The organism is Kribbella sp. NPDC104218, from assembly GCF_055584105.1.
On record NZ_JBVJMQ010000001.1, the window covers coordinates 1939052 to 1957416 of the forward strand.

Sequence of the window (18365 nt, forward strand, 5' to 3'; positions counted from 1 at the left end):
GGCGGGTGCGACACGAAGGCCTTTGTGGGGCATCTCGGGGCAACCTGGGGCAGATGGGCGGTGCCCTGCGAAGATGGCGGCATGATCAGTCCTGAGCAGCTGAACGCGGCGCCGAAGGTTTTGTTACATGACCACTTGGACGGCGGGTTGCGGCCGGGGACGGTGGTGGAGCTGGCGGGGGAGGTCGGGCATCGGCTGCCGCGGACGGATGCGGGGGAGCTGGGGGAATGGTTCGTCGAGTCGGCGGACTCGGGGTCGTTGGAGCGGTATCTGGAGACGTTCGATCAGACGGTTGCGGTGATGCAGACGGCTGAGGCGATCAAGCGGGTCGCGAGCGAGTGTGTGCAGGATCTGGCGGCGGACGGGGTGGTGTACGCCGAGGTCCGGTATGCGCCGGAGCAGCATCTGGCGAAGGGGTTGTCGCTGGAGCAGGTGGTGGATGCCGTGCGCGAGGGGTTCGAGCACGGGATGGCGGTGGCGGAGCGGCCGATCGTGGCGCGACAGCTGCTGACGGCGATGCGGCACCAGGCGCGGTCGATGGAGATCGCGGAGCTGTCGGTGGCTTATCGGGACGCCGGTGTGGTCGGGTTCGACATCGCGGGCGCCGAGGCGGGGTACCCGCCCACCCGGCACCTGGACGCGTTCGAGTACCTGCAGCGGGAGAACGCGCACTTCACGATCCACGCGGGTGAGGCGTTCGGGTTGCCGTCGATCTGGCAGGCGATCCAGTGGTGCGGCGCGGACCGGCTGGGCCACGGCGTCCGGATCATCGACGACATCAACCACGACCCGGCCGGCGAGAAGGTCGAGCTCGGCCGGCTGGCGGCGTACGTCCGCGATCGGCGGATCCCGCTGGAGATGTGCCCGAGCTCGAACCTGCAGACCGGCGCCGCGGCGTCCATCGCCGAGCACCCGATCGGGCTGCTCACCAAACTCCGCTTCCGCGTCACCGTCAACACCGACAACCGCCTGATGAGCGGTACGTCGATGAGCCGCGAGCTGGCGCTGCTGGCCGAGGCCTTCGACTACGGACTCGCGGACTTCCGCTGGTTCGCGATCAACGCGATGAAGTCCGCGTTCATCCCGTTCGACGAACGCCTCCAGATCATCGACACCATCATCAAGCCCTGGTACGCCGAGGCGCTAGCGCAGTCGTAGCAGTACTTTGCCCGGCGTCGTCGCGGCTGCGGTGATCGCGGCGGCCGCGTCGTCCAGGTCGTACGTCGCGGCGATCAGCGGCTCCACGTCGAGGCCGTCGGCGAGCAGCTCGACGGCCTCGGTGATCTCGTCGACGAAGCGGTAGGAGCCCGTCCAGGTGATCTCGCGGGTGACCAGCTCGGCGAGTACGGCGGGGGTCGGCGTCATCGAGAGGTTGCCGACCTGGACGACGGTGCCGCCGCGGGCCGTCGCGTGCAGGACGGCGCCGAGCGCGGCTGCGACGCCGGACGCCTCGACCACCAGCTCGACGTCGCTGGGGAGTTCGCGCGTGGCGTCGTACACCTGGTCGGCGCCGAGAGCTACGGCCATTGCGAGGGCGTCGGGGTGTACGTCGGCCGCCAGTACGCGCGCTGCGCCGCGTGCCTTCGCGGCTGCCACCACAAGTGAGCCGATCGACCCTGCGCCGTTCACAAACACAGTCCGCCCCCGGACGTCGCCCAACCGCCCCACCGCGTGCAGCGCCACCCCGAGCGGCTCGGCCAGCGCACCCACCCGCGTCGACACCGCCTCCGGCAGAAGCCGCAGCTGGTCCATCCGCACCACCCGGTACGTCGAGAACCCGCCATCCTCATGTGGTTCGAACGCCGCCGACCCGAAGTACCGCACCTCCCGGTGCAGGTTCGTCCGCCCCGCCACCAGCTGAGGCAGCTCCTCCCCCGACGGCGAAGCCGGATGCACCGTCACCGCATCCCCCACCTGGTACGACGTACCAGCAGACCCCAGGGCGGCGATGTGGCCGGCGACTTCGTGGCCCAGGACCAGGGGGTGGCGGAGGAGGGCGGTGCCGGAGTGGCCGTGGGTGGCGTAGGAGATGTCGCTGCCGCAGATACCGCCGTAGTGCATGGCTACGAGGGCTTCGTTGGGGCCGGGCGACGGGTCCGGTCGGTGGTCGATGCGGATGTCACCCGGGCCGTGAACGACGACAGCTTTCATGCGGTCAGTCTGTACGGGCTAGGCGGGGAGCGTGGCGCCGGTCAGCTGCGCCAGCTCGGGGGCGGTCAGGCCGAGGACGGTGCGCGCGGCGGCCGTCGGTGTGGTGGTCGGGCCGACCAGCAGTGTGTTGATGCGGACGCCGGGGGCGGTATACGTCGGTGCGGGCAGCGTGGCGGTGGCTACGTTGATGATGTGGCCGCCGCCCTGCGCGAGTAGGTGTGGCAGTTCGTGTTTGATCGCTAGGAACTGGCTGCGGGTGTTGGTTTGCACGGCGTCGTCCCATTGGGCGACGTCCAGCTCGTGCAGGGCGCCGGTGACGGCGATGCCGGCGTTGTTGAAGGCGATGTCGAGGCGGCCGTAGCGGCGGACGGCGCCGTCCACGAAGTGCTGGACGGACGCCGGGTCGCGGACGTCCGACTCGAGGTACGTCGCCTCGCCGCGGGCTGCGCGGATACTGCGCTCGACCTCGCGGCCCAGCGCGGCCCGGCGGCCGCCGAAGACGACCTTCGCGCCGGCGGCGGTGAAGGCGCGGGCGGTGGCTTCGCCGATTCCCGACGTCCCGCCGGTGATCAGTACGACCTGGCCGGCGAAGCGGCCGGTGGGGGTGGCGCGGGCGGTGCCGCTGGCGGCGATCCCGGCCGCGGTGGCCACGGCGCCTCCCAGGACCGCGCGGCGACTCGTTCTGCTCATAGGGCGTCTCCTCGTGAAGCTTCGGGGCGGTTGCCACCCAAGCCTGCCCGAGAGTGCGGGCCGACGGCGCGCCGAGCGGTGCGTTACCGCGGTGAAATGTCCCCGACCACGACGTCCATGATGGTGTCGAAGGCCTGGTCGAGCGGCAGGTCGACCTCGCCGAGACCCCAGCGGTAGAGGATGCCGAGGTAGCCGTCGAAGATCAGGTTGCCGACGGCGATCGGGTCCAGGTCGGCGCGGATCTCGCCGCGCTGCTGCCCGTCGGCGATCGCCTGGCCGAAGATGTGCCCGCTGGCATACGAGCCGGAGACGGCCATCACGCCCGAGTGCAGGACGGCGCGCATCATCGCCTGATTGGCCGAGCGGTTGGAGTCCCACCAGCGGCCGAGCTCGCGGACGACGCCGCGAATCGCGTCGATCACGCTCTGATCGGGCTCCGCGAGATGTCTGGCCATCAGCTCCCGGACGGCGACCCGGCGGTCGACGATCAGCCCGACCAGGAAGTCCTCTTTCCGCGGGAAGTGGTTGAACGCGGTCGCCCGGGCCACGTCGGCCCGCTCGGCGATCTCGTCGATGGTCGCCGCGTGGTAGCCCTTCTCGACGAAGGCGGCCAACGCTGCGGCCAGCAAACGCTGGCGCAGCGCGGCCTTGCTCCGCTCGCGCCGGCCCATCGGCGCAGGGGTCGCCGAGTGAGCACTTGCCGAGTCAGAGTCCATTTGCAGACTATTACACCAACTTGGACTAAAGTCTGACTTTGTCCTGTCCGGCGCGTCTCTGGGGGTGACTTTGACGAAGGTGTGGTTCGTGATCGGCGCCGACGTCGGCGCCGGGCCCGCGATCGTGGTTGCCGCGGCCGAAACCGGTGCCGTCGTGGTCGCGGCCGCCGCGGAGCCGGAGTCGGTCTACGACCTGGTCGCCGCCTACCCCCTGCAGGTCGAGGCCCTCGGCCTGGACGCCGCCGACCCCGCGCGCCTCGACGAGGTGCTGGCCCGGACGATCGGCTATCACGGCCGGATCGACGTCCTGGTGAACGGTCCCGGCGACCGCCGGATCGAGGACGCCGTCCTCCCCTACCTGAGCGCCCAGGGCACCGGCGCGATCGTCCGCCCCGGCCTCGCGGCGGACCCGGTAGCCCTCGCCGACGAGATCATCGCCGAGCTCCAGGCCCCCGGCCCGGCGTTCCGGCTGGTGCCCGCCGGCGCGGCCGCCCACCCCCATGCTGGTTCTCGGCCCAAGGCGTTGCAGCACCTTGGGTCGAGAGCCATTACTTCTTAGGTATTCAGCCAGGCGACCGCGCGGAAGCCGAGCCGGCGGACCGGCTGGAGCGCGGTCAGCAGGCGGTACGCCGGCTGCTCGACGAACCTGGTCAGCAGCCACGCCAGCACGGTCACGCCGGCCACCGAGCCGACGATCTGGACGAGGCGGTCGGCCCCGAGCGTCATCAGGTGGTAGGCGATCAGGTAGCCGATCACCTGGTTGAGCAGGTAGATGCCGAACGAGATGCGGGCCAGGAACTCGATCGGCCGCCGGATCGGCTCGAGGAACGTCCAGTCCGGCCCGCGGGCGGCGAGGGCGACGATCACGAGCAGGACGCCGATGCCCAGCGACGACGGCAGGTCCTCGGTGTGGACGGACTGCGCGAAGACGGTCGCGACCAGCAGCGCGCCCAGGTGGACGACACCCATCCGGTGCTTCGACCAGAGCCAGATGGCGATACCGATCGCGAAGAGCTGCAGCCGGTGGATGCCGAGCCCGTTCCAGGTCTGCTGCACCCAGAGCGGGCTGTGCAGGATGCGGTCGTGCCACTGCAGGATCACCGGCGCGACGGTCATCACCCACAGCAGGACGGTCATCCGCTGGCCGCTCCCGGCGCCGCGCGGCCAGAGGAAGGCCGCCGCCGCGAAAGCCATCAGCTGGAGCGGGAGCGTCCAGTACGAGCCGTCGATCAGCTGCACTGTCGGATCGAAGGCCGTCGTCAGCGTCAGGTTGGCCCACAGGTCGTGCGGAGTCGGCAGGATCCAGTTCCGCGGGGCGAACAGTACGACCGCGGTGTAGGTGAAGACGACCGCGGCCAGGTACGGCGGCAGCACGCGGGCGAACCGCCGCCACAGCCACCGCGTCGTCGACCCTTTGCGGACCGTCACGCAGATGAAGTACGCGCTGATCACCAGCAGGATGCTCGCGCCGACCTGGAACGGATGCGTGCCGAACGGCGCGCCGAGCTCCGGATGCAGGAAGGGGCCCATGTACGTCGTATGGGTGAAGACGACCGCCAGGACGGCGAGGACGCGGACGACGTCCCAGCTCAGGCGGCGGGAGGACAGGGGTTGACGGGACGTTCTGACCCGGGGCGGGGCAGGCGTGGTCACAAGTGCTCCAGCTTCGCTCGACTCGCCGATCTTTTCGGCCGTTACCCCCGGATACCGCTACCTGTACCCGTTACCCCCCTGTGATAATTCCATCCTAGTGGGAGCCCCGGGGGTCGTCGCAAATCGTGTGCAACAAGTCACTCAGAGGTTTCAACCAGCGGTCTGGAAGGTACGCCGGTAGTCCTGCGGCGGTACGCCGACCACGCGGCGGAAGTGGTGTCGCAGCAGTGCGGCCGTGCCGAAGCCGGACTCCGCCGCGATCTGTTCGATCCCCATCCGCGTCTGCTCCAGCAGCGTCCGGGCGCGCAGTACGCGCTGCGTGGTCACCCACTTCAGCGGAGTCGTGCCGGTCTCGGCGACGAAGCGCCGGGCGAACGTCCGCTCCGACATCTGAGCCCGCCGGGCCAGTGCGGGCACGGTGTGCTCGGTGATCAGGTTGTCGACCATCCAGTCCAGCACTGGCTGCAGACTCTCGCCAGAGGACTCCGGAACCGGGACGTCGACGTACTGGCGTTGGCCGCCGTCGCGCTGCGGCGGTACGACCATTCGGCGCGCGATCCGCGTGGCGACCGCGCTGCCCAGCTCGCGGCGGACCAGGTGCAGGCAGGCGTCGATACCGGCCGCGGTGCCGGCGCTGGTGATGATGTTGCCGTCGTCGACGAACAGCACGTCCGCATCCAGCTTGGCCAGCGGGAACTGCGCCTCGAACTGGTCCACGTACCGCCAGTGCGTCGTACAGGGCCGGCCGTCGAGCAGCCCGGCCGCACCGAGCACGAAAGCGCCGGAGCAGACCGTCAGCAGGATGGCCCCCCGCGCCTCCGCCTGGCGGAGCGCCTCGAGGATGCGTTCGTCGTACGCGTGCCGCCAGGTCGTCGCCGGCAGCGCGATCAGATCGGCGTCCTGCAACTCCTCCAGCCCGTACGGCGCGATGACCGCGGAGTGGCTGCTGGTGCGGAGCGCCTGGCCCGGCCGGGTCGAGCAGACCTTGAAATCGAACGCCGGGACGCCGTCGTCGGTGCGGTCGATCCCGAACACCTCGGAGACCACGCCGAACTCGAACAGCGCGACGTCCTCCATCAACACCACGGCGACCTTGTGCAGCATGGCAGTAATTTATCGAACTATGTCAAGTCTGCCAATGGTGGCGGAATCTCATCCATAGCAAGATTACTGCCATGACCGGACTCGTTGTTCTCGCCGTACTCGTACTGGCCGTGATCGCGGCGCTCGAGGTCAGCCACCGTCGGCACCCCGCCGACCTGCAGGGCTCCCCCGACGACCGTGACCTGGCCCGGACCAAGCTCGACCTGCTCGCCCTCGGCGGCGCGGCCAAGCCCTTCACGCACAAGCCCACCACGACCCCGGCGGCCGTCCGCCGCATCCACGTCGCGCGGATGCATCACGGCCGGCACGCCGCCTGACGCAAGGCCCCTGGAGCGCGTCTCCTAGTGCGAGCGGCGCTGCTGCTGGAGCTTCTGGAACGCCTGCTTGATCTTCTGCTGGTTCTGCGGCTTGCTCAGCTCGCGCTGGGCAATCTGCACCACCTTGGCGACGACAGCGCCTTTGATCAGGTTCTTCACCAAGCCTCCCATCGGGGCCTCCTTCTTCTACTTACCGTCGACACTAGCGACCTGGGCAACCTGTCTCCATGGGTGACAACCCGAAACTGTCCCTGGTATCGGGCACACTGGAGACGTGCCTGAGTTGCCGGAGGTCGAGTCGCTGGCGGTGTTCCTGCGGGAGCGCGCCGTCGGGCGGGCGTTCGTGCGCGCGGACATCACCGCGATCAGCGCGCTGAAGACGTACGACCCGCCGGTCTCGGCGCTGGTCGGGCTGCTGATCGACGACGTCCAGCGCCATGGCAAGTTCCTCGACTTCTCCGCCCAGGGCGTACATCTGGTCATCCACCTGGCCCGGGCCGGCTGGCTGCGCTGGCGCGACGAGCAGTCCACGGCGCTGATCCGCCCGGGGAAGGGCCCGATCGCGTTGCGGACGGCGTTCGACGACGGCTCCGGCTTCGACCTGACCGAGGCCGGTACGCAGAAGAAGCTCGCGGTGTACGTCGTCCGCGACCCGGCCGAGGTGCCGGGGATCGCGCGCCTCGGCCCGGAGCCGTTCGCGTTGTCCATCGAGGAGTTCGGCGCGATCCTGAAGAAGGCCGGCCGGGTGCAGCTGAAGGGCGTGCTGCGCAACCAGTCGGTGATCGCCGGGATCGGTAACGCCTACTCCGACGAGATCCTGCATGTCGCGAAGATGAGCCCGTTCAAACCCGCGTCGAATCTGACCGACGACGAGCTGCGAACGCTGTACGACGCGATGCGCGAAACCCTGCAGGACGCCGTCGATCGCTCGGCCGGCCTCGCCGTCCAGGATCTGAAGTCGGAGAAGAAGTCCGGCCTGCGGGTGCACGGGCGGACGGGGCAGAAATGCCCGGTCTGCGGTGACATCGTCCGCGAGGTCAGCTTCGCCGACTCCTCCCTGCAGTACTGCGCGACCTGTCAGACCGGTGGTAAGCCGCTGGCCGACCGGCGCCTGTCCAAACTGCTCAAATAGCTCCGGGCTTTCGTCAACAGCAGCAAGCCCCGCCCCGAGTGTCGACCCGGGGCGGGGCCTGCCGATGAACTACTTGATCAGCTGGAACAGCTTGGCGAACTCGAAGTCACCCTGCGGCGCGCCGCGGAAACCCTCGAAGTTGTACGCCGGGAGCGTGCGGTTCGCGTGCTGGTCGGTCTCGGTGCGAGTGGTGACACCGTCCCGGTCGGCGACCTGGTCGATCACCGAGCGCCGCGAGGCGTTGGCGAAGTCGCCGGCCACGCCGAAGCCGTCGTACGCGTACGGGAACGCGTACGTCGCGTAGCCGTCGTGGTCCTTGCGCACGATGGTCGAGTGCCGGTCACTGGCGATCAGGCTCGAGCGGTGGTCGGCGAAGTCGAGCGACGGGTTGCCGGTGACGGCGCCGGAGTGACCGGCGATCGTCTGGCTGGACGCCGACTCGTCGGTGACGATCTTGCGGACCGTCCGGTGGTGGTTCGCGACCTCGGTCGCCCGGATCTTCCGGGAGGCCTGCTGGGAGGTGACGAAGCCGCTCACGCCGTCGAACTTGAACGGTGCGGACAGCGAACCGGTGGTCGCCTGGTCGGAGATCAGGGCGTACCGGCCGTGCCGGTCGGTCGTGCCCAGGAACGAGCGACGGTCGCTCAGCGCCGCCTGCGGGTCGGCCACCAGCCGGCCCACCTCGACGCCCGCGCCGGTGTGCGTCGCACGCTCGTCGGACCGCTCTTCGGTCCGGCTGCCGTGCTTGCCGGTCGACTTCTGCTTGCTGTAGTCGAGCGAGTAGGTGTCCGACCAGCCCTGCGCCTTCAGCCCACCGAACGAGATCGGCAGCGAGCCGGCCGCGTCGGTCGCGGAGTGCGAGAAGATCGTGCTGTTGCCGCGCCGGTCAGCGGTGCCACCGGCGACCTGGCGGGTGTCGATGGTGCCGTTCGGGTTCAGGGTGATCGAGCCGGTCTCCAGGGAGCCGCCGGTCTTCGAGCCGCGGACGGTACGGCGCTCGCTGACCGACGTACCGTGCTTGCCGGAGCGGGTGACCTTCTCCGCGCTCGTCGAGGTCTCTTCGTGCTGCCCGGTGACCTTCAGGCCGCCGACGGAGATCGGCGACTTGATCGAGCCCTTGGTGTGCTGCGACTGCTTGCCGCTCACCTTGCTGTCCGAGCGGTGGGCGGTCGAACGGGTGACGCTCTTCAGCGTGGCCGTCGGGTCGGCGGTGATCTTGCCGGTGCTCAGGCCGATCGAGTCCTTGGTGGACTTCGTCGACTGCTTGGTGCTGGTCGTCGTGCCCTTCTTGCCGGTGTGCGACACGGTCGAGCTGTGGCTGGACGAGGACGAGCTCTGCACGCCCAGGTCGATCGAACCGACCTCGATCGGTGCGGACGCCTTGCCGCCGAGGAGACCCTCGTGGTCCGCGGAGCCGGTGTCGGCGTGCGCGACGGCCGCGCCGGCGAAGAAGAGGCCACCGGCCACTGCGGCGGTGCTGAGGGATCGCTTGACCCACACGTTCATGAGGTATTGCCTTCCGTTCGATGCGTTTCGGTGGCGGAATGCCCGAAGGGCACACCGGGCCTGCTCCGGCCGCTGGGGCCGGTCGCGCAGTGAAACGGAAGAATTCAGTCGGGGGTGGTGACCGGAAGGCCCGCGGGGCGCGAGCCGAGCGGTGCCACGGCGTCCCGGACTGGACCGGTGACGCGGAAGCGCTGTTCGATCGGTTGCGGAAGTACGGCGTACTTCTTCGCGGCGCCGGCGCTCGAACTCGACGAGGTCACCTGGACCGGGCTGCCGGGAACTCCCGGAGCCGACGGCTGAGGCGCCTGATCGGGAAGGGTTCCGCTGATGCCCAGCACCTGCTGGAGGGGTGCTGCTGACAGCTGCTTGACCACAGCGGACTTGGGGTTCGCCGACGGCTGCCGGTCGGAGGTCGGGGCGCTGGACCTGGTCGTCGTCACCCTGCTGACGGCAACTGGTTCGGCGCTCCGCCCCTTGGGGAGCCGCTTGATCTCAGGACTGGCGGCTCGCTTGCTCTCGGTCAGCACCGGCTGCGCGGGCTTGTCGGTCGGCACGATGGGCCGGACCCGGTCGGTGACCGGGCGCACGACGTCGCGCACGACGGGCTTCAACACCGGCCGAACGACGTCCCGCACCACCGGCTTCACCACTGGCCGAACGACATCGCGCACCACTGGCTTCACCACTGGCCGGACGACGTCCCGAATCACCGGCTTGACGACCGGCCGGACCGCATCCCGCACGACAGGTTTGACGACCGGGTGCACCACGTCCTTGACGACCGGACGAACCACGTCGTGGGTCGCGAGCCGGACCGTTGACCGAACGCCGGATGCCGCCGAGCCGGAAGGATCCGGCGCGGCGGCAGCATGCGACGTGGAGAAGATCAGCGCGGCGGCGGCACCGGCAAGGCTGCCGCCCAGAAGAACCGCGCAACGCGACCAACGTCGTCGGACGGTCATGCGCGGCACCTCCCCAGCTGGTCGTCGGCTGCTGACAAGATCTCTTCGGAGTCAGCAGCCCGCCGGATAGGTGCCCATTGGCAAACGCTTAAGTCGTCATCAGATCGAACATGGCCTTCACGTCGGCCGAGTTCGGCGTCGCGAGCAGGGTCGGGGTGCCGCTCGTCGTCCGGCGGGAGGTCTCGGCCCAGACGTAGCCGAGGTTCTGGTTGATCCGGTCCTTGAGCCACGGGCCGCCGCTGGCGCCGCCGTTCATCGTGCAAGGCAGCGCAGCGTCGGTCGAACCCCAGGCGTAGGTGTTGCCGTCGCAGTAGTACGGCACCTGGCCGTTGTACGGCGGCTCGGCCGGCCAGCCCCAGATGCGGGTGTTGGCCTGGCTGCGGCCGTTGCCCCAGACGAGGCCGTTACCGCCGACGGCGTCCACCACGTTCACGTTGTTGCGCTTCTGCAGCGTGATGAACGCCTGGTCGTGGCTGAAGTCGCTGCTGTTGATCCACGAGTTGAACGTGCGGGCGTTGCTCCAGTTGTAGGCGCCGTACCCGGAGTTGCCGTTGTAGTAGGCCGGTGCGAAGACGAAGTTCGCGTGCCAGCCGCCACCCGCGCCGCTGTGCACGCAGTGGCCGGCGGTGACGATCAGGTTCTTGTAGTTGTTGTTGATCGTGGACGCCGAGCAGACGTAGTTCGCGCCGTTCTTGGTGAAGAACAGCTTGCCCGCGGTGCTCGGGACCGGGTCGGCGTTCGGGCCGCGGAGCTTCGGCGCGACCGGGTGCGACGCGACGCCGCTCGACGTGTCGGCGGTCTTGCTCGCGGGGCCGGCCTTGTCGACGGCGATGTCGTACGGAATGGCGTTGGCCATCTTCTCGGCGGTCCAGTAGCCGGTCGCTTCGATCGCGCCGGCCGGAACCTTGGACGGATTCGCCGGCGCCTGGACCGACGACGTCGCGGCGGTGTTCGGGGCGGCGTCCGGCATCGGGGCCGCGACCGCGGTGGCCACCGCGCCACCGCTGATCAGGACGCCGGCGACGAGCAGCCGGGCGAATCTGGGCATGGGATTACGCATGACGAGCTCTCCTCTATCGGGGCGGTAACAGAGTCGATTCGGTCACTGTTCTCACAGGACCGGTCACGCCCAGTAGAGGGCAAGCGCTCTCTCGACGCAACGGCTCGAATGTGAGCAATTGTGAGGTCTGACATCATCAGGGCATGTTCCAGAATCAGCAGATCCCCTCGGTCGTCGTGGCCGAGCTCGACGACGCCCTGCTCGCGGAGGCCTTCGTGCTGGACGTCCGGGAGCCGGACGAGTGGGCCCGCGGTCACATCGAGGGCGCTACCCACATCCCGCTCGGCGACCTGCAGGAGCGGGTCGGTGAGGTGCCGAACGACCAGAAGGTGCTCTGCGTCTGCGCGGTCGGCGGCCGGTCCGGCATGGCCACCCAGTTCCTGAACTCGGTCGGTCGCGAGGCGATCAACCTGGACGGCGGCATGCACGCCTGGCAGACCGCCGGGCGCCCGGTCAGCACCGACTGATTTCACCTTTCGTTCGGGAAGAAAACCTTCCGCTTGGGCATCGGTGACGTTACTTTGTCACCGGTGTCCAATCTGGGAGGCTCCCGTGTCGCTCGTCCGTCCTGCCGGTACCGCGCTGGCGCTCGGCGCCCTGCTCGCCGGAGTCGCAGTCAGCCCGGCGTCCGCCGATCCGGGGTTGGCCGGTGACGGCGTCGTCGCCAGTCGCCACGACAGCCCGGTCGCGCCCGGCGTCACCTACACCGCGTTCGAGCGGCTCGACCCACGCGGCTGGTTGCGCGGTGACCTGCTCACGACGGATCTCGGCAAGCGCGGCGTGACGGTCGACTACGTCAACACCGGCAAGGTCTCCGGCGGTACGCCGCTCAGTCAGCAGCTCGCCCGCAAGGGCGCGATCGCCGGCGTGAACGGCGACTTCTTCGATATCAACGACACCACCGCGCCGCTCGGCGTCGGCATCGAGCAGAGCGGCCGGTTGATCAACGCGCCGGCCGCCGGGCACAACGACACCGCGGTGATCGGCAAGGACGGCCTCGGCCGGATCGCCCAGCTCTTCCTGCAGGGGACGGCGACCGACGACGACGCCGCCAAACTCGCGCTGACCAACCTGAACTCGCCGTCCGTCGATGCCGGCGGGATCGGCCTCTACACCCCCGAGTGGGGTGAGGTCGCCCGCGGCCGGACCGTCGACGGCGTCCAGTCCGTTCGTGAGGTCGTGCTGCGGGACGGCGTGGTCGTCTCGTCGGCTGCGGCTCCCGGTACGACGGCCCTGGCGGCCAACGAGCAAGCCCTGATCGGCCGGGACGCGGGAGCCGTCGCGCTGGAGGCATTCGAAGTCGGTGAGAAGGTCGACGTCGAGTACGGCGTCCGGCCGGACGCGTCCGCGGTCGCGGTTGGGATCAGCGGTAACGTCCCGCTGGCCAAGGACGGGCAGGTGCCGGCCGACGTACCGGACGCCGACCTCGCGCCGCGGACGGCGATCGGTTTCGACGCGGCCGGGAAGCGGATGATCCTGCTCACCGTCGACGGCCGAGCGACCGGATCGCGCGGGCTGTCGCTCAAGGAGATGGGCCAGCTGATGATCGGCCTCGGCGCCGACGACGCCCTGAATCTGGACGGCGGCGGTTCGTCGACAATGCTCGCGCGGACGCCGGGCAAGGCCGCGCCGCAGGTCGTCAACGCCACCTCGGACGGCGGTGAGCGGGTCATCCCGAACGGGCTCGGTCTGCTGCCGGTGAAGGGCTCCGGCAAGCTGAAGGGCTTCCGGGTCGAGGCGCTCGGCACGGCGGCCGCGACACCGGACGCCGACCTCTCGCGCAGCTCACGCGTGCTGACCGGGCTCAGCCGGGTGCTTGCCGCGAGTGGGCATGACGAGACGTACGCGCCGGCGTCCGGGACGCCGCACTGGTTTGCAGGGAGTGCGGCGCGGGTCGATCAGCGCGGCGTCGTCACCGGTCGGCGGGGCGGGGACGTAGTCGTCACGGCGGCGCGTGGCACGGCGAACGGGAGGTTTCCGATGACGGTGCTCGGGACGCCGATCCGGCTGGCGCCGTCCACCCGGCAGGTCTCGCTGGCGGATTCCGCGGCGAAGGGTTTCTTCGAGATCGACGGGTACGACGCGGACGGGTTCGGAACCTGGGTCGAGCCGCGGGATGTCAAGCTGGCCTACGATCCGGCGCTCGTCAAGGTTGTTGCTAAAGGCAATGGGTTCGAGGTCAACGCGTTGAGTGACGACGCGGTGTCGGCGGTGGTGACCGCGACCGTCGGGTCGCTGTCGACGCAGCTCAGTGTGACGTCGGGGCTGGCATCGACCGTGGTGGACGAGCTCGACGACGTCACGAAGTGGGCCGCGAACGCCGTCCCGGCGGGGGCGGCGACGGCGTCCCGGTCGGCCGCCGAGGGACATGACGGCGGGCAGGCGATCGCGCTCGACTACTCGCTGACGGGCAGTACCGCGACGCGGGCGGCGTACCTCGCGCAGACTCCGCAGCAGACGCTGCCCGGTCAACCGCAGAAGCTCGGCGCGTGGGTCTACGGCGACGGCAAGGGCGCTTGGCTGCGGGCCAACGCGTACGCCGCCGGCGGTGGTTCCGCGCAGACGCTGAACCTGGCGGCTGCCGTCGATTGGGTCGGCTGGAAGTACGTCGAGGCCGACATCCCGCCGGGGTTGGCGACGCCGCTGCGGTTCTGGCGGATCTACGTGGTGGAGACGGTGCCGACGCGGCAGTACTCGGGCCGCATCATCATCGACGACCTGACTCTGCGCAGCGCGCCGCCGGTGACGATCGCGCCGCCCGCGAAGGTGATCGACCCGATGGTCGTCACCGACGGCTCGGTGACCGGCGGCTGGAAGTTCGCCGTCATGTCGGATGCGCAGTTCACCGCCGACAACCCGGACTCCGACATCGTCCAGCAGGCCCGGCGGACGATCCGTGAGGTCCTCGCCCAGCGGCCGGACTTCCTGATCATCAACGGCGACTTCGTCGACCGCGCCTTCGGCCCGGATATCGCGCTGGCCAAACGCATCCTCGACGAGGAGGTCGCCGGTCGGCTGCCCGTCCACTACGTCCCCGGCAACCACGAAACCTACGGCCCCGGTGATCTCTCCGAGTGGACCAAGGTCTTCGGCCCGCCGACCAGCACCTTCGACCACAAGGGCACTCGCTTCGTCCTGCGTGACTCCTCGCTCGGCTCCTTCCGCGCCGGCAGCTTCGCCCAGATCCTCGACCTCAAGGCCCAGCTGGACGACGCCGCCCGCACCCGCGCGATCCGCAACGTCGTCGTCCTCGCCCACCACCCCGTCAACGACCCGTCCCCCACCCAGAACTCCCAACTGTCCGACCGCAAAGAAGCAGCCCTCCTCGTCAACTGGCTAGCCGACTTCCGCAGAACCACCGGCAAAGGCGCCGCCTACCTGGCCGCCCACGCCGGCACCTTCGCCGCCACCCGCACCGACGGCGTCCTCCTCCCCCTCACCGGCAACGCCGGCAAAGGCCCCTCCGCCGCCCCCAACGAAGGCGGCTTCACCGGCTGGGCCCTAGTAGGCATCGCACCTAAGTCCGATTGGTTGCAGCTCGAGTTCCGGCCGCACGTGGACTCTCTTGAGCTGGCAGCCCCGACAAACCTGCGTCGTGGCGAAGTCGCGGCCGCGTCGGCCACCGTCGTACAGGACGGTCGTCGGGTGCCGGTCGCCTTCCCGGTGTCGGCCGACTGGAGCGGCTCGCTGCAACTGCATGTCGGGTCGGCTGCAACCGCGCCGTTCTGGGCTGTTGCTGCGTTCGACCCGGCGACGGGCAAGCTCACCGCGCTTCGGCCGGGCACCGGCGAGCTGCGGGTGACGGTGAACGGAGTGACGAAGAGCTCGAAGCTAAAGGTGAGTTGGTAGGTGCTGACCGAGACGCGGTGGACGCCGCGGCTACAGGTGATCGTGGGTGTGTGCTCGCTCGTGTTCACACTCGGCACCACGTTGCAGAACTTCTGGATCGTCAACCACGAGACGCTGGTGCGGATGATGGTGCTGGCCGGTCGTGCGCCGGCCGACGCCGAGACGAGTGCCCCCGGCTTCCTGACCGGCTTCCGGATCGTCGGCTGCCTGTACATCCTCGGCAACGCGGCCGGCGTGCTCGCTCTCCGCCGCCGCAAGCAGAGCTGGCTGTTCTGGCTTGTGGTCGCCGTCAACCTCACCCAGGCGATCGGAGTGGTCGCCGTCCCGCCGGAGATGTTCGAGGCCTCGATCGACCGCCTCGGCCCGGTCGGCGCGCTGCCGTCGATCGTGACGGACGGCGGCGCCGCACTGCTCGTGCTGCTGCTCCTCGGCTTCCTGATCCGCACCCGCCGACCGTGGGCCCAAGTTCGAGTAGCGTCTTCCCAGTGATTGAACCGATCGTTCCGCGGGCGTTGCGTGTAGGTGACCGGGTTGCGGTGGTGGCGCCGTCCGGGCGGATTCGGGCCGATCGGCTGGAGCAGGGCAGCCAACACCTCGAGGCTTGGGGGCTTGAGGTTGAGGTGCTGCCGTCGGTGCTGGCTGGGCACGACCGGTTCGACTACCTGGCCGCTGGTGACGACGCGCGCGCGGACGACTTCCGCGCGGCGTGGCTTGATGAGCGGTTCGCTGCGGTGTTCTGCGCGCGGGGCGGGTACGGCGTGCAGCGGATGCTCGACGCGGTCGATTTCGACGAGCTGGTCGCCGTACCGAAGTGGTTCGTCGGTTTCAGCGACATCACTGCCCTGCACGAGCCCCTGAACGCCCGCGGCCTGGTGACGATCCACGGCCCAATGGCCGCCGCTGTCGAGCAGCTGGGCGTAGTAGACGGCCGAGAGCGCCTGCACGACCTGCTGTTCACACCAGAGCGCGTCACCGACCTACTGGCGCCCCGCGGCGCCCGTACTGTCGTCGCTGGTGTTGCGGACGGCGTACTGCGTGGCGGCAACCTCGCTCTGCTCGTAACCAGCATCGGTACGCCGACGTACGCGCCGCCGGCCGGCATCGTCGTCCTCGAGGACGTCAGCGAGCAGGGCTACCGGATCGACCGGATGCTCACCCAGCTGCTCCGCGCCGGCTGGTTCGACCAGGTGACTGGCGTGGTCATCGGTGACTTCAGCGAGTCCGACGACCAGGGACTCGCCGCCGATGTCATCCGCGAACGCCTCGAACCGCTCGGAGTGCCGATGATCGAAGGCGCCGCCGTCGGCCACGAAGACCTGAACCTCGCCGTACCGCTCGGGCTGCCGGTCCGGCTCGACGCGACGGCCGCGACGCTTACCGCGCAGTGGCCAGGTGCTCCCGCAGGAAGCTGAACGCCCGCGGGTAGGCGTCCAGCCGGTTGACCAGCTTCACCAGCCCGTGCCCCTCATCCGGGTAGACGAGTAGCTGGCACGGCACGCCGCGCTTCGCCAGCGCGGAGCTGATCTGCTCGGCCTCGGACAGCGGCACCCGCGGGTCGTTGGCGCCGTGGATGACGAACAGCGGCGCGCGGATGTCGTCGACCCGCGTCAGCGGGCTCGCCGCGGCCAGGAACGCGCGATCGGTCGCGAGATAGCCGTACTCCCGTTCGCGGGTCGCCCGCCGGTACGGCGACGTGTTCTCCAGGAAGGTGGTCAGCGAGGCGATCCCGACGATGTCCACCCCGGCAGCCCACAGCTCGGGTTGGAACGCGAGCCCGGCCAGCACCATGTAACCGCCGTACGAGCCGCCGAACAGCGCGGTCCGCTTCGGATCGACGCCGATCGTCGGCAACCAGGCATGGATCGCGGCAAGGTCCCGCACCGAGTCCAGCCGCAGTTCGCGGTCGTCGAGTTTGTACCAGCGCTTGCCGTAGCCGGACGAGCCGCGCACGTTCGGAACGACGACCGTGTGCCCCTCCGCGGTCAGCGCCGCGACGATCGGGCTCCAGACCCGCATCGCGGCCAGCTCCGGACCGCCGTGGATGTGAATGACGGCCGAGCCCAGGTCGGTGCCCATCGGCCGGTAGACGAACGCTGGGATCAGCTCGCCGTCGAACGACGGCACCCGCACGCTCTCTGGCTCCGGCAGCTCAGGTACGTCAGGAGCGTCCTCCGGTCGCAGTGCGACCAGCTCACGCGTCGCAGCGACGAATCGGTACGCCGTCGGCGGGCTGACCGGGGACTGGTAGGTGAAAGCGGCAAACGAGCCATCCGCCGACCAGATCGGGTCGAACATCATCATGGTGACGGCAGCACACCCACCGGCCGGCAGATCCAGCGGTGCGAGCCTGGCACCGTCCTTGAGTCGGTGCAGCGCCAGCGTCACGGCGCCGTCCGCCAGCGTCCCGACCAACAGGTTCTCTGCGTCAGGCGCGACCCAGCCGGCCACATCGCGCTCGCTGTCGACCAGGACGTCGCTCCACGTCGCCGTGTCGAGGTCGTAGCGCCGGATCGCCATCCGCTCGCGGTCCGCATTGGTCGACACCAGGAAACCGCTGGAGTCCGGCAGCCACGAGACGGCGGTCTGGTCGTTGTCGGCATCGGCCGCAGTGATCGTGGTGATGGTCTGCGTGGCGGTCTCGACCAGCAACAGCTGGATGGAGTTCGCCACGGCACTGGCAAGGCTCAGCACCACCCAGCGGTCGTCGGGGGAGCTGCTGACTCGCATGACCCAGCCGCCGCCGTTGTACAGGACGGTCTCCGCGCCGGTAGCGAGCTCGTGAACGATCAGGTCGAAGTCGACGTTGTTCCGCCGGTTCGTCAGGTACAGCACCCGACCGGGCTTGGCCGCGACCAGACTGTTGACGTACGCCGGGTCGTGCACCAACGGTCGCAGGGTGGGGAGCCCGGGCTCGTCGAGGTCGAGCACCGACAGCTGGCTGAGCTCACTGCCGCCGCTGTGGTGATCGACGATCACGAGCCGGCTGTCCGGTACGAACTGTGCGAAGGCGCAGTGGTCCGCGGAGTCGGTCAGCGCGCGCCAGGTGCCGTCCGGAGCGATCTCGTTGATCTGGCGGGTGCCGGTCCCGTCGTACAGGACGAGGAGCCGGCCTTCGGTGTCGACGTCGAGAGCCTGGGTGGTGGGCAGCGAGAACAGCGTGGTCAGCACGCTCTCCATCCTCACACGCGCTGGGCCCAAGAGGCAGGCCGTCGGGCCTGCCTCTTG

At 69.5% G+C, this 18365-nt stretch carries 18 protein-coding genes; 8 read left to right on the top strand and 10 right to left on the bottom strand.

Translation table 11 applies throughout. The features are described 5' to 3' along the window. Window positions 1-81 precede the first annotated feature (81 nt). Complete coding sequence (locus ACZ6ZD_RS09270; protein WP_465670032.1) at window positions 82-1158, top strand: adenosine deaminase; 1077 nt, start codon at window positions 82-84, stop codon at window positions 1156-1158. On the opposite strand, the gene ACZ6ZD_RS09275 is transcribed toward ACZ6ZD_RS09270, so the two are convergent. The 3 genes from ACZ6ZD_RS09275 to ACZ6ZD_RS09285 all read right to left on the bottom strand — a co-directional run bounded on the left by ACZ6ZD_RS09275 (window position 1144) and on the right by ACZ6ZD_RS09285 (window position 3557). Continuing rightward, window positions 1144-2151 carry an alcohol dehydrogenase catalytic domain-containing protein gene (locus tag ACZ6ZD_RS09275; RefSeq protein ID WP_465670034.1) on the bottom strand — a complete coding sequence of 336 codons (1008 nt, stop codon included), beginning with the start codon at window positions 2149-2151 and terminating at the stop codon, window positions 1144-1146. The two genes, ACZ6ZD_RS09270 and ACZ6ZD_RS09275, sit on opposite strands and share 15 nt — an antisense overlap. An 18-nt stretch (window positions 2152-2169) precedes the next feature. After that, window positions 2170-2841: an SDR family NAD(P)-dependent oxidoreductase gene (locus ACZ6ZD_RS09280; protein ID WP_465670036.1), complete on the bottom strand. Its 672-nt coding sequence runs from the start codon at window positions 2839-2841 to the stop codon at window positions 2170-2172. An 83-nt stretch (window positions 2842-2924) separates the two neighbouring features. After that, a complete protein-coding gene (locus ACZ6ZD_RS09285) occupies window positions 2925-3557 on the bottom strand; it encodes a TetR/AcrR family transcriptional regulator (protein WP_465670038.1) in 633 nt (210 codons plus the stop codon). Window positions 3558-3621: 64 nt separating this feature from the next. On the opposite strand from ACZ6ZD_RS09285, the gene ACZ6ZD_RS09290 reads away from it, so the two are divergent. Continuing rightward, the gene (locus ACZ6ZD_RS09290; protein ID WP_465670040.1) at window positions 3622-4116 is read left to right on the top strand and encodes an SDR family NAD(P)-dependent oxidoreductase; all 495 of its coding nucleotides are present in this window, start codon (window positions 3622-3624) and stop codon (window positions 4114-4116) included. Here ACZ6ZD_RS09290 and ACZ6ZD_RS09295 read toward each other — a convergent pair. Together ACZ6ZD_RS09295 and ACZ6ZD_RS09300 are read right to left on the bottom strand one after the other, a co-directional pair. Beyond that, window positions 4113-5210, bottom strand: coding sequence for an acyltransferase family protein (locus ACZ6ZD_RS09295; protein ID WP_465670041.1), 1098 nt, complete (start codon window positions 5208-5210; stop codon window positions 4113-4115). The genes ACZ6ZD_RS09290 and ACZ6ZD_RS09295 overlap by 4 nt on opposite strands. 150 nt (window positions 5211-5360) lie before the next feature. Further along, the gene (locus ACZ6ZD_RS09300; RefSeq protein ID WP_465670043.1) at window positions 5361-6314 is read right to left on the bottom strand and encodes a GlxA family transcriptional regulator; all 954 of its coding nucleotides are present in this window, start codon (window positions 6312-6314) and stop codon (window positions 5361-5363) included. Between the two features lie 71 nt (window positions 6315-6385). Between ACZ6ZD_RS09300 and ACZ6ZD_RS09305 the strand changes: the two genes are divergently transcribed. Then, complete coding sequence (locus ACZ6ZD_RS09305) at window positions 6386-6631, top strand: hypothetical protein (RefSeq protein WP_465670045.1); 246 nt, start codon at window positions 6386-6388, stop codon at window positions 6629-6631. A gap of 24 nt (window positions 6632-6655) precedes the next feature. On the opposite strand, the gene ACZ6ZD_RS09310 is transcribed toward ACZ6ZD_RS09305, so the two are convergent. Further along, window positions 6656-6802, bottom strand: a complete 147-nt coding sequence (locus ACZ6ZD_RS09310) for a hypothetical protein (protein ID WP_171674436.1) — start codon at window positions 6800-6802, stop codon at window positions 6656-6658. A 103-nt stretch (window positions 6803-6905) separates the two neighbouring features. On the opposite strand from ACZ6ZD_RS09310, the gene ACZ6ZD_RS09315 reads away from it, so the two are divergent. Next, a complete protein-coding gene (locus ACZ6ZD_RS09315; RefSeq protein ID WP_465670047.1) occupies window positions 6906-7763 on the top strand; it encodes an Fpg/Nei family DNA glycosylase in 858 nt (285 codons plus the stop codon). Window positions 7764-7832: 69 nt separating this feature from the next. Here the strand turns inward: ACZ6ZD_RS09315 and ACZ6ZD_RS09320 are convergent, their stop codons facing one another. From ACZ6ZD_RS09320 to ACZ6ZD_RS09330, 3 genes are all read right to left on the bottom strand, one after another. After that, on the bottom strand, window positions 7833-9269 hold the full coding sequence (locus ACZ6ZD_RS09320) for a hypothetical protein (protein ID WP_465670049.1): 1437 nt from the start codon (window positions 9267-9269) through the stop codon (window positions 7833-7835). A 104-nt stretch (window positions 9270-9373) separates the two neighbouring features. Then, complete coding sequence (locus tag ACZ6ZD_RS09325) at window positions 9374-10231, bottom strand: hypothetical protein (RefSeq protein ID WP_465670051.1); 858 nt, start codon at window positions 10229-10231, stop codon at window positions 9374-9376. Between the two features lie 88 nt (window positions 10232-10319). Further along, the gene (locus ACZ6ZD_RS09330; protein WP_465670053.1) at window positions 10320-11291 is read right to left on the bottom strand and encodes a trypsin-like serine peptidase; all 972 of its coding nucleotides are present in this window, start codon (window positions 11289-11291) and stop codon (window positions 10320-10322) included. Window positions 11292-11434: 143 nt separating this feature from the next. Here ACZ6ZD_RS09330 and ACZ6ZD_RS09335 point away from each other — a divergent pair, with 143 nt between their 5' ends. The 4 genes from ACZ6ZD_RS09335 (at window position 11435) to ACZ6ZD_RS09350 (ending at window position 16552) form a co-directional block, all read left to right on the top strand. Beyond that, on the top strand, window positions 11435-11758 hold the full coding sequence (locus ACZ6ZD_RS09335; RefSeq protein ID WP_465670055.1) for a rhodanese-like domain-containing protein: 324 nt from the start codon (window positions 11435-11437) through the stop codon (window positions 11756-11758). An 85-nt stretch (window positions 11759-11843) separates the two neighbouring features. Beyond that, window positions 11844-15140, top strand: a complete 3297-nt coding sequence (locus ACZ6ZD_RS09340) for a phosphodiester glycosidase family protein (protein WP_465670057.1) — start codon at window positions 11844-11846, stop codon at window positions 15138-15140. Next, complete coding sequence (locus ACZ6ZD_RS09345; protein WP_465670059.1) at window positions 15141-15629, top strand: hypothetical protein; 489 nt, start codon at window positions 15141-15143, stop codon at window positions 15627-15629. It begins immediately after the preceding gene. Further along, window positions 15626-16552 (top strand): S66 peptidase family protein, encoded by a 927-nt coding sequence (locus ACZ6ZD_RS09350; protein ID WP_465670061.1) that lies wholly within the window; start codon window positions 15626-15628, stop codon window positions 16550-16552. Before ACZ6ZD_RS09345 ends, ACZ6ZD_RS09350 begins: the two co-directional genes overlap by 4 nt. Here ACZ6ZD_RS09350 and ACZ6ZD_RS09355 read toward each other — a convergent pair. Continuing rightward, window positions 16515-18308, bottom strand: coding sequence for a S9 family peptidase (locus ACZ6ZD_RS09355; protein ID WP_465670063.1), 1794 nt, complete (start codon window positions 18306-18308; stop codon window positions 16515-16517). The two genes, ACZ6ZD_RS09350 and ACZ6ZD_RS09355, sit on opposite strands and share 38 nt — an antisense overlap. Window positions 18309-18365: the final 57 nt, after the last annotated feature.

Bases quoted from the DNA above. Each gene is read 5' to 3' on its own strand.
- ACZ6ZD_RS09330 (WP_465670053.1), bottom strand. From the start codon at position 11,291: ATGCGTAATCCCATGCCCAGATTCGCCCGGCTGCTCGTCGCCGGCGTC.
- ACZ6ZD_RS09300 (WP_465670043.1), bottom strand. From the start codon at position 6,314: ATGCTGCACAAGGTCGCCGTGGTGTTGATGGAGGACGTCGCGCTGTTC.
- ACZ6ZD_RS09280 (WP_465670036.1), bottom strand. From the start codon at position 2,841: ATGAGCAGAACGAGTCGCCGCGCGGTCCTGGGAGGCGCCGTGGCCACC.
- ACZ6ZD_RS09310 (WP_171674436.1), bottom strand. From the start codon at position 6,802: ATGGGAGGCTTGGTGAAGAACCTGATCAAAGGCGCTGTCGTCGCCAAG.
- ACZ6ZD_RS09275 (WP_465670034.1), bottom strand. From the start codon at position 2,151: ATGAAAGCTGTCGTCGTTCACGGCCCGGGTGACATCCGCATCGACCAC.
- ACZ6ZD_RS09270 (WP_465670032.1), top strand. From the start codon at position 82: ATGATCAGTCCTGAGCAGCTGAACGCGGCGCCGAAGGTTTTGTTACAT.
- ACZ6ZD_RS09325 (WP_465670051.1), bottom strand. From the start codon at position 10,231: ATGACCGTCCGACGACGTTGGTCGCGTTGCGCGGTTCTTCTGGGCGGC.
- ACZ6ZD_RS09285 (WP_465670038.1), bottom strand. From the start codon at position 3,557: ATGGACTCTGACTCGGCAAGTGCTCACTCGGCGACCCCTGCGCCGATG.
- ACZ6ZD_RS09335 (WP_465670055.1), top strand. From the start codon at position 11,435: ATGTTCCAGAATCAGCAGATCCCCTCGGTCGTCGTGGCCGAGCTCGAC.
- ACZ6ZD_RS09320 (WP_465670049.1), bottom strand. From the start codon at position 9,269: ATGAACGTGTGGGTCAAGCGATCCCTCAGCACCGCCGCAGTGGCCGGT.
- ACZ6ZD_RS09305 (WP_465670045.1), top strand. From the start codon at position 6,386: ATGACCGGACTCGTTGTTCTCGCCGTACTCGTACTGGCCGTGATCGCG.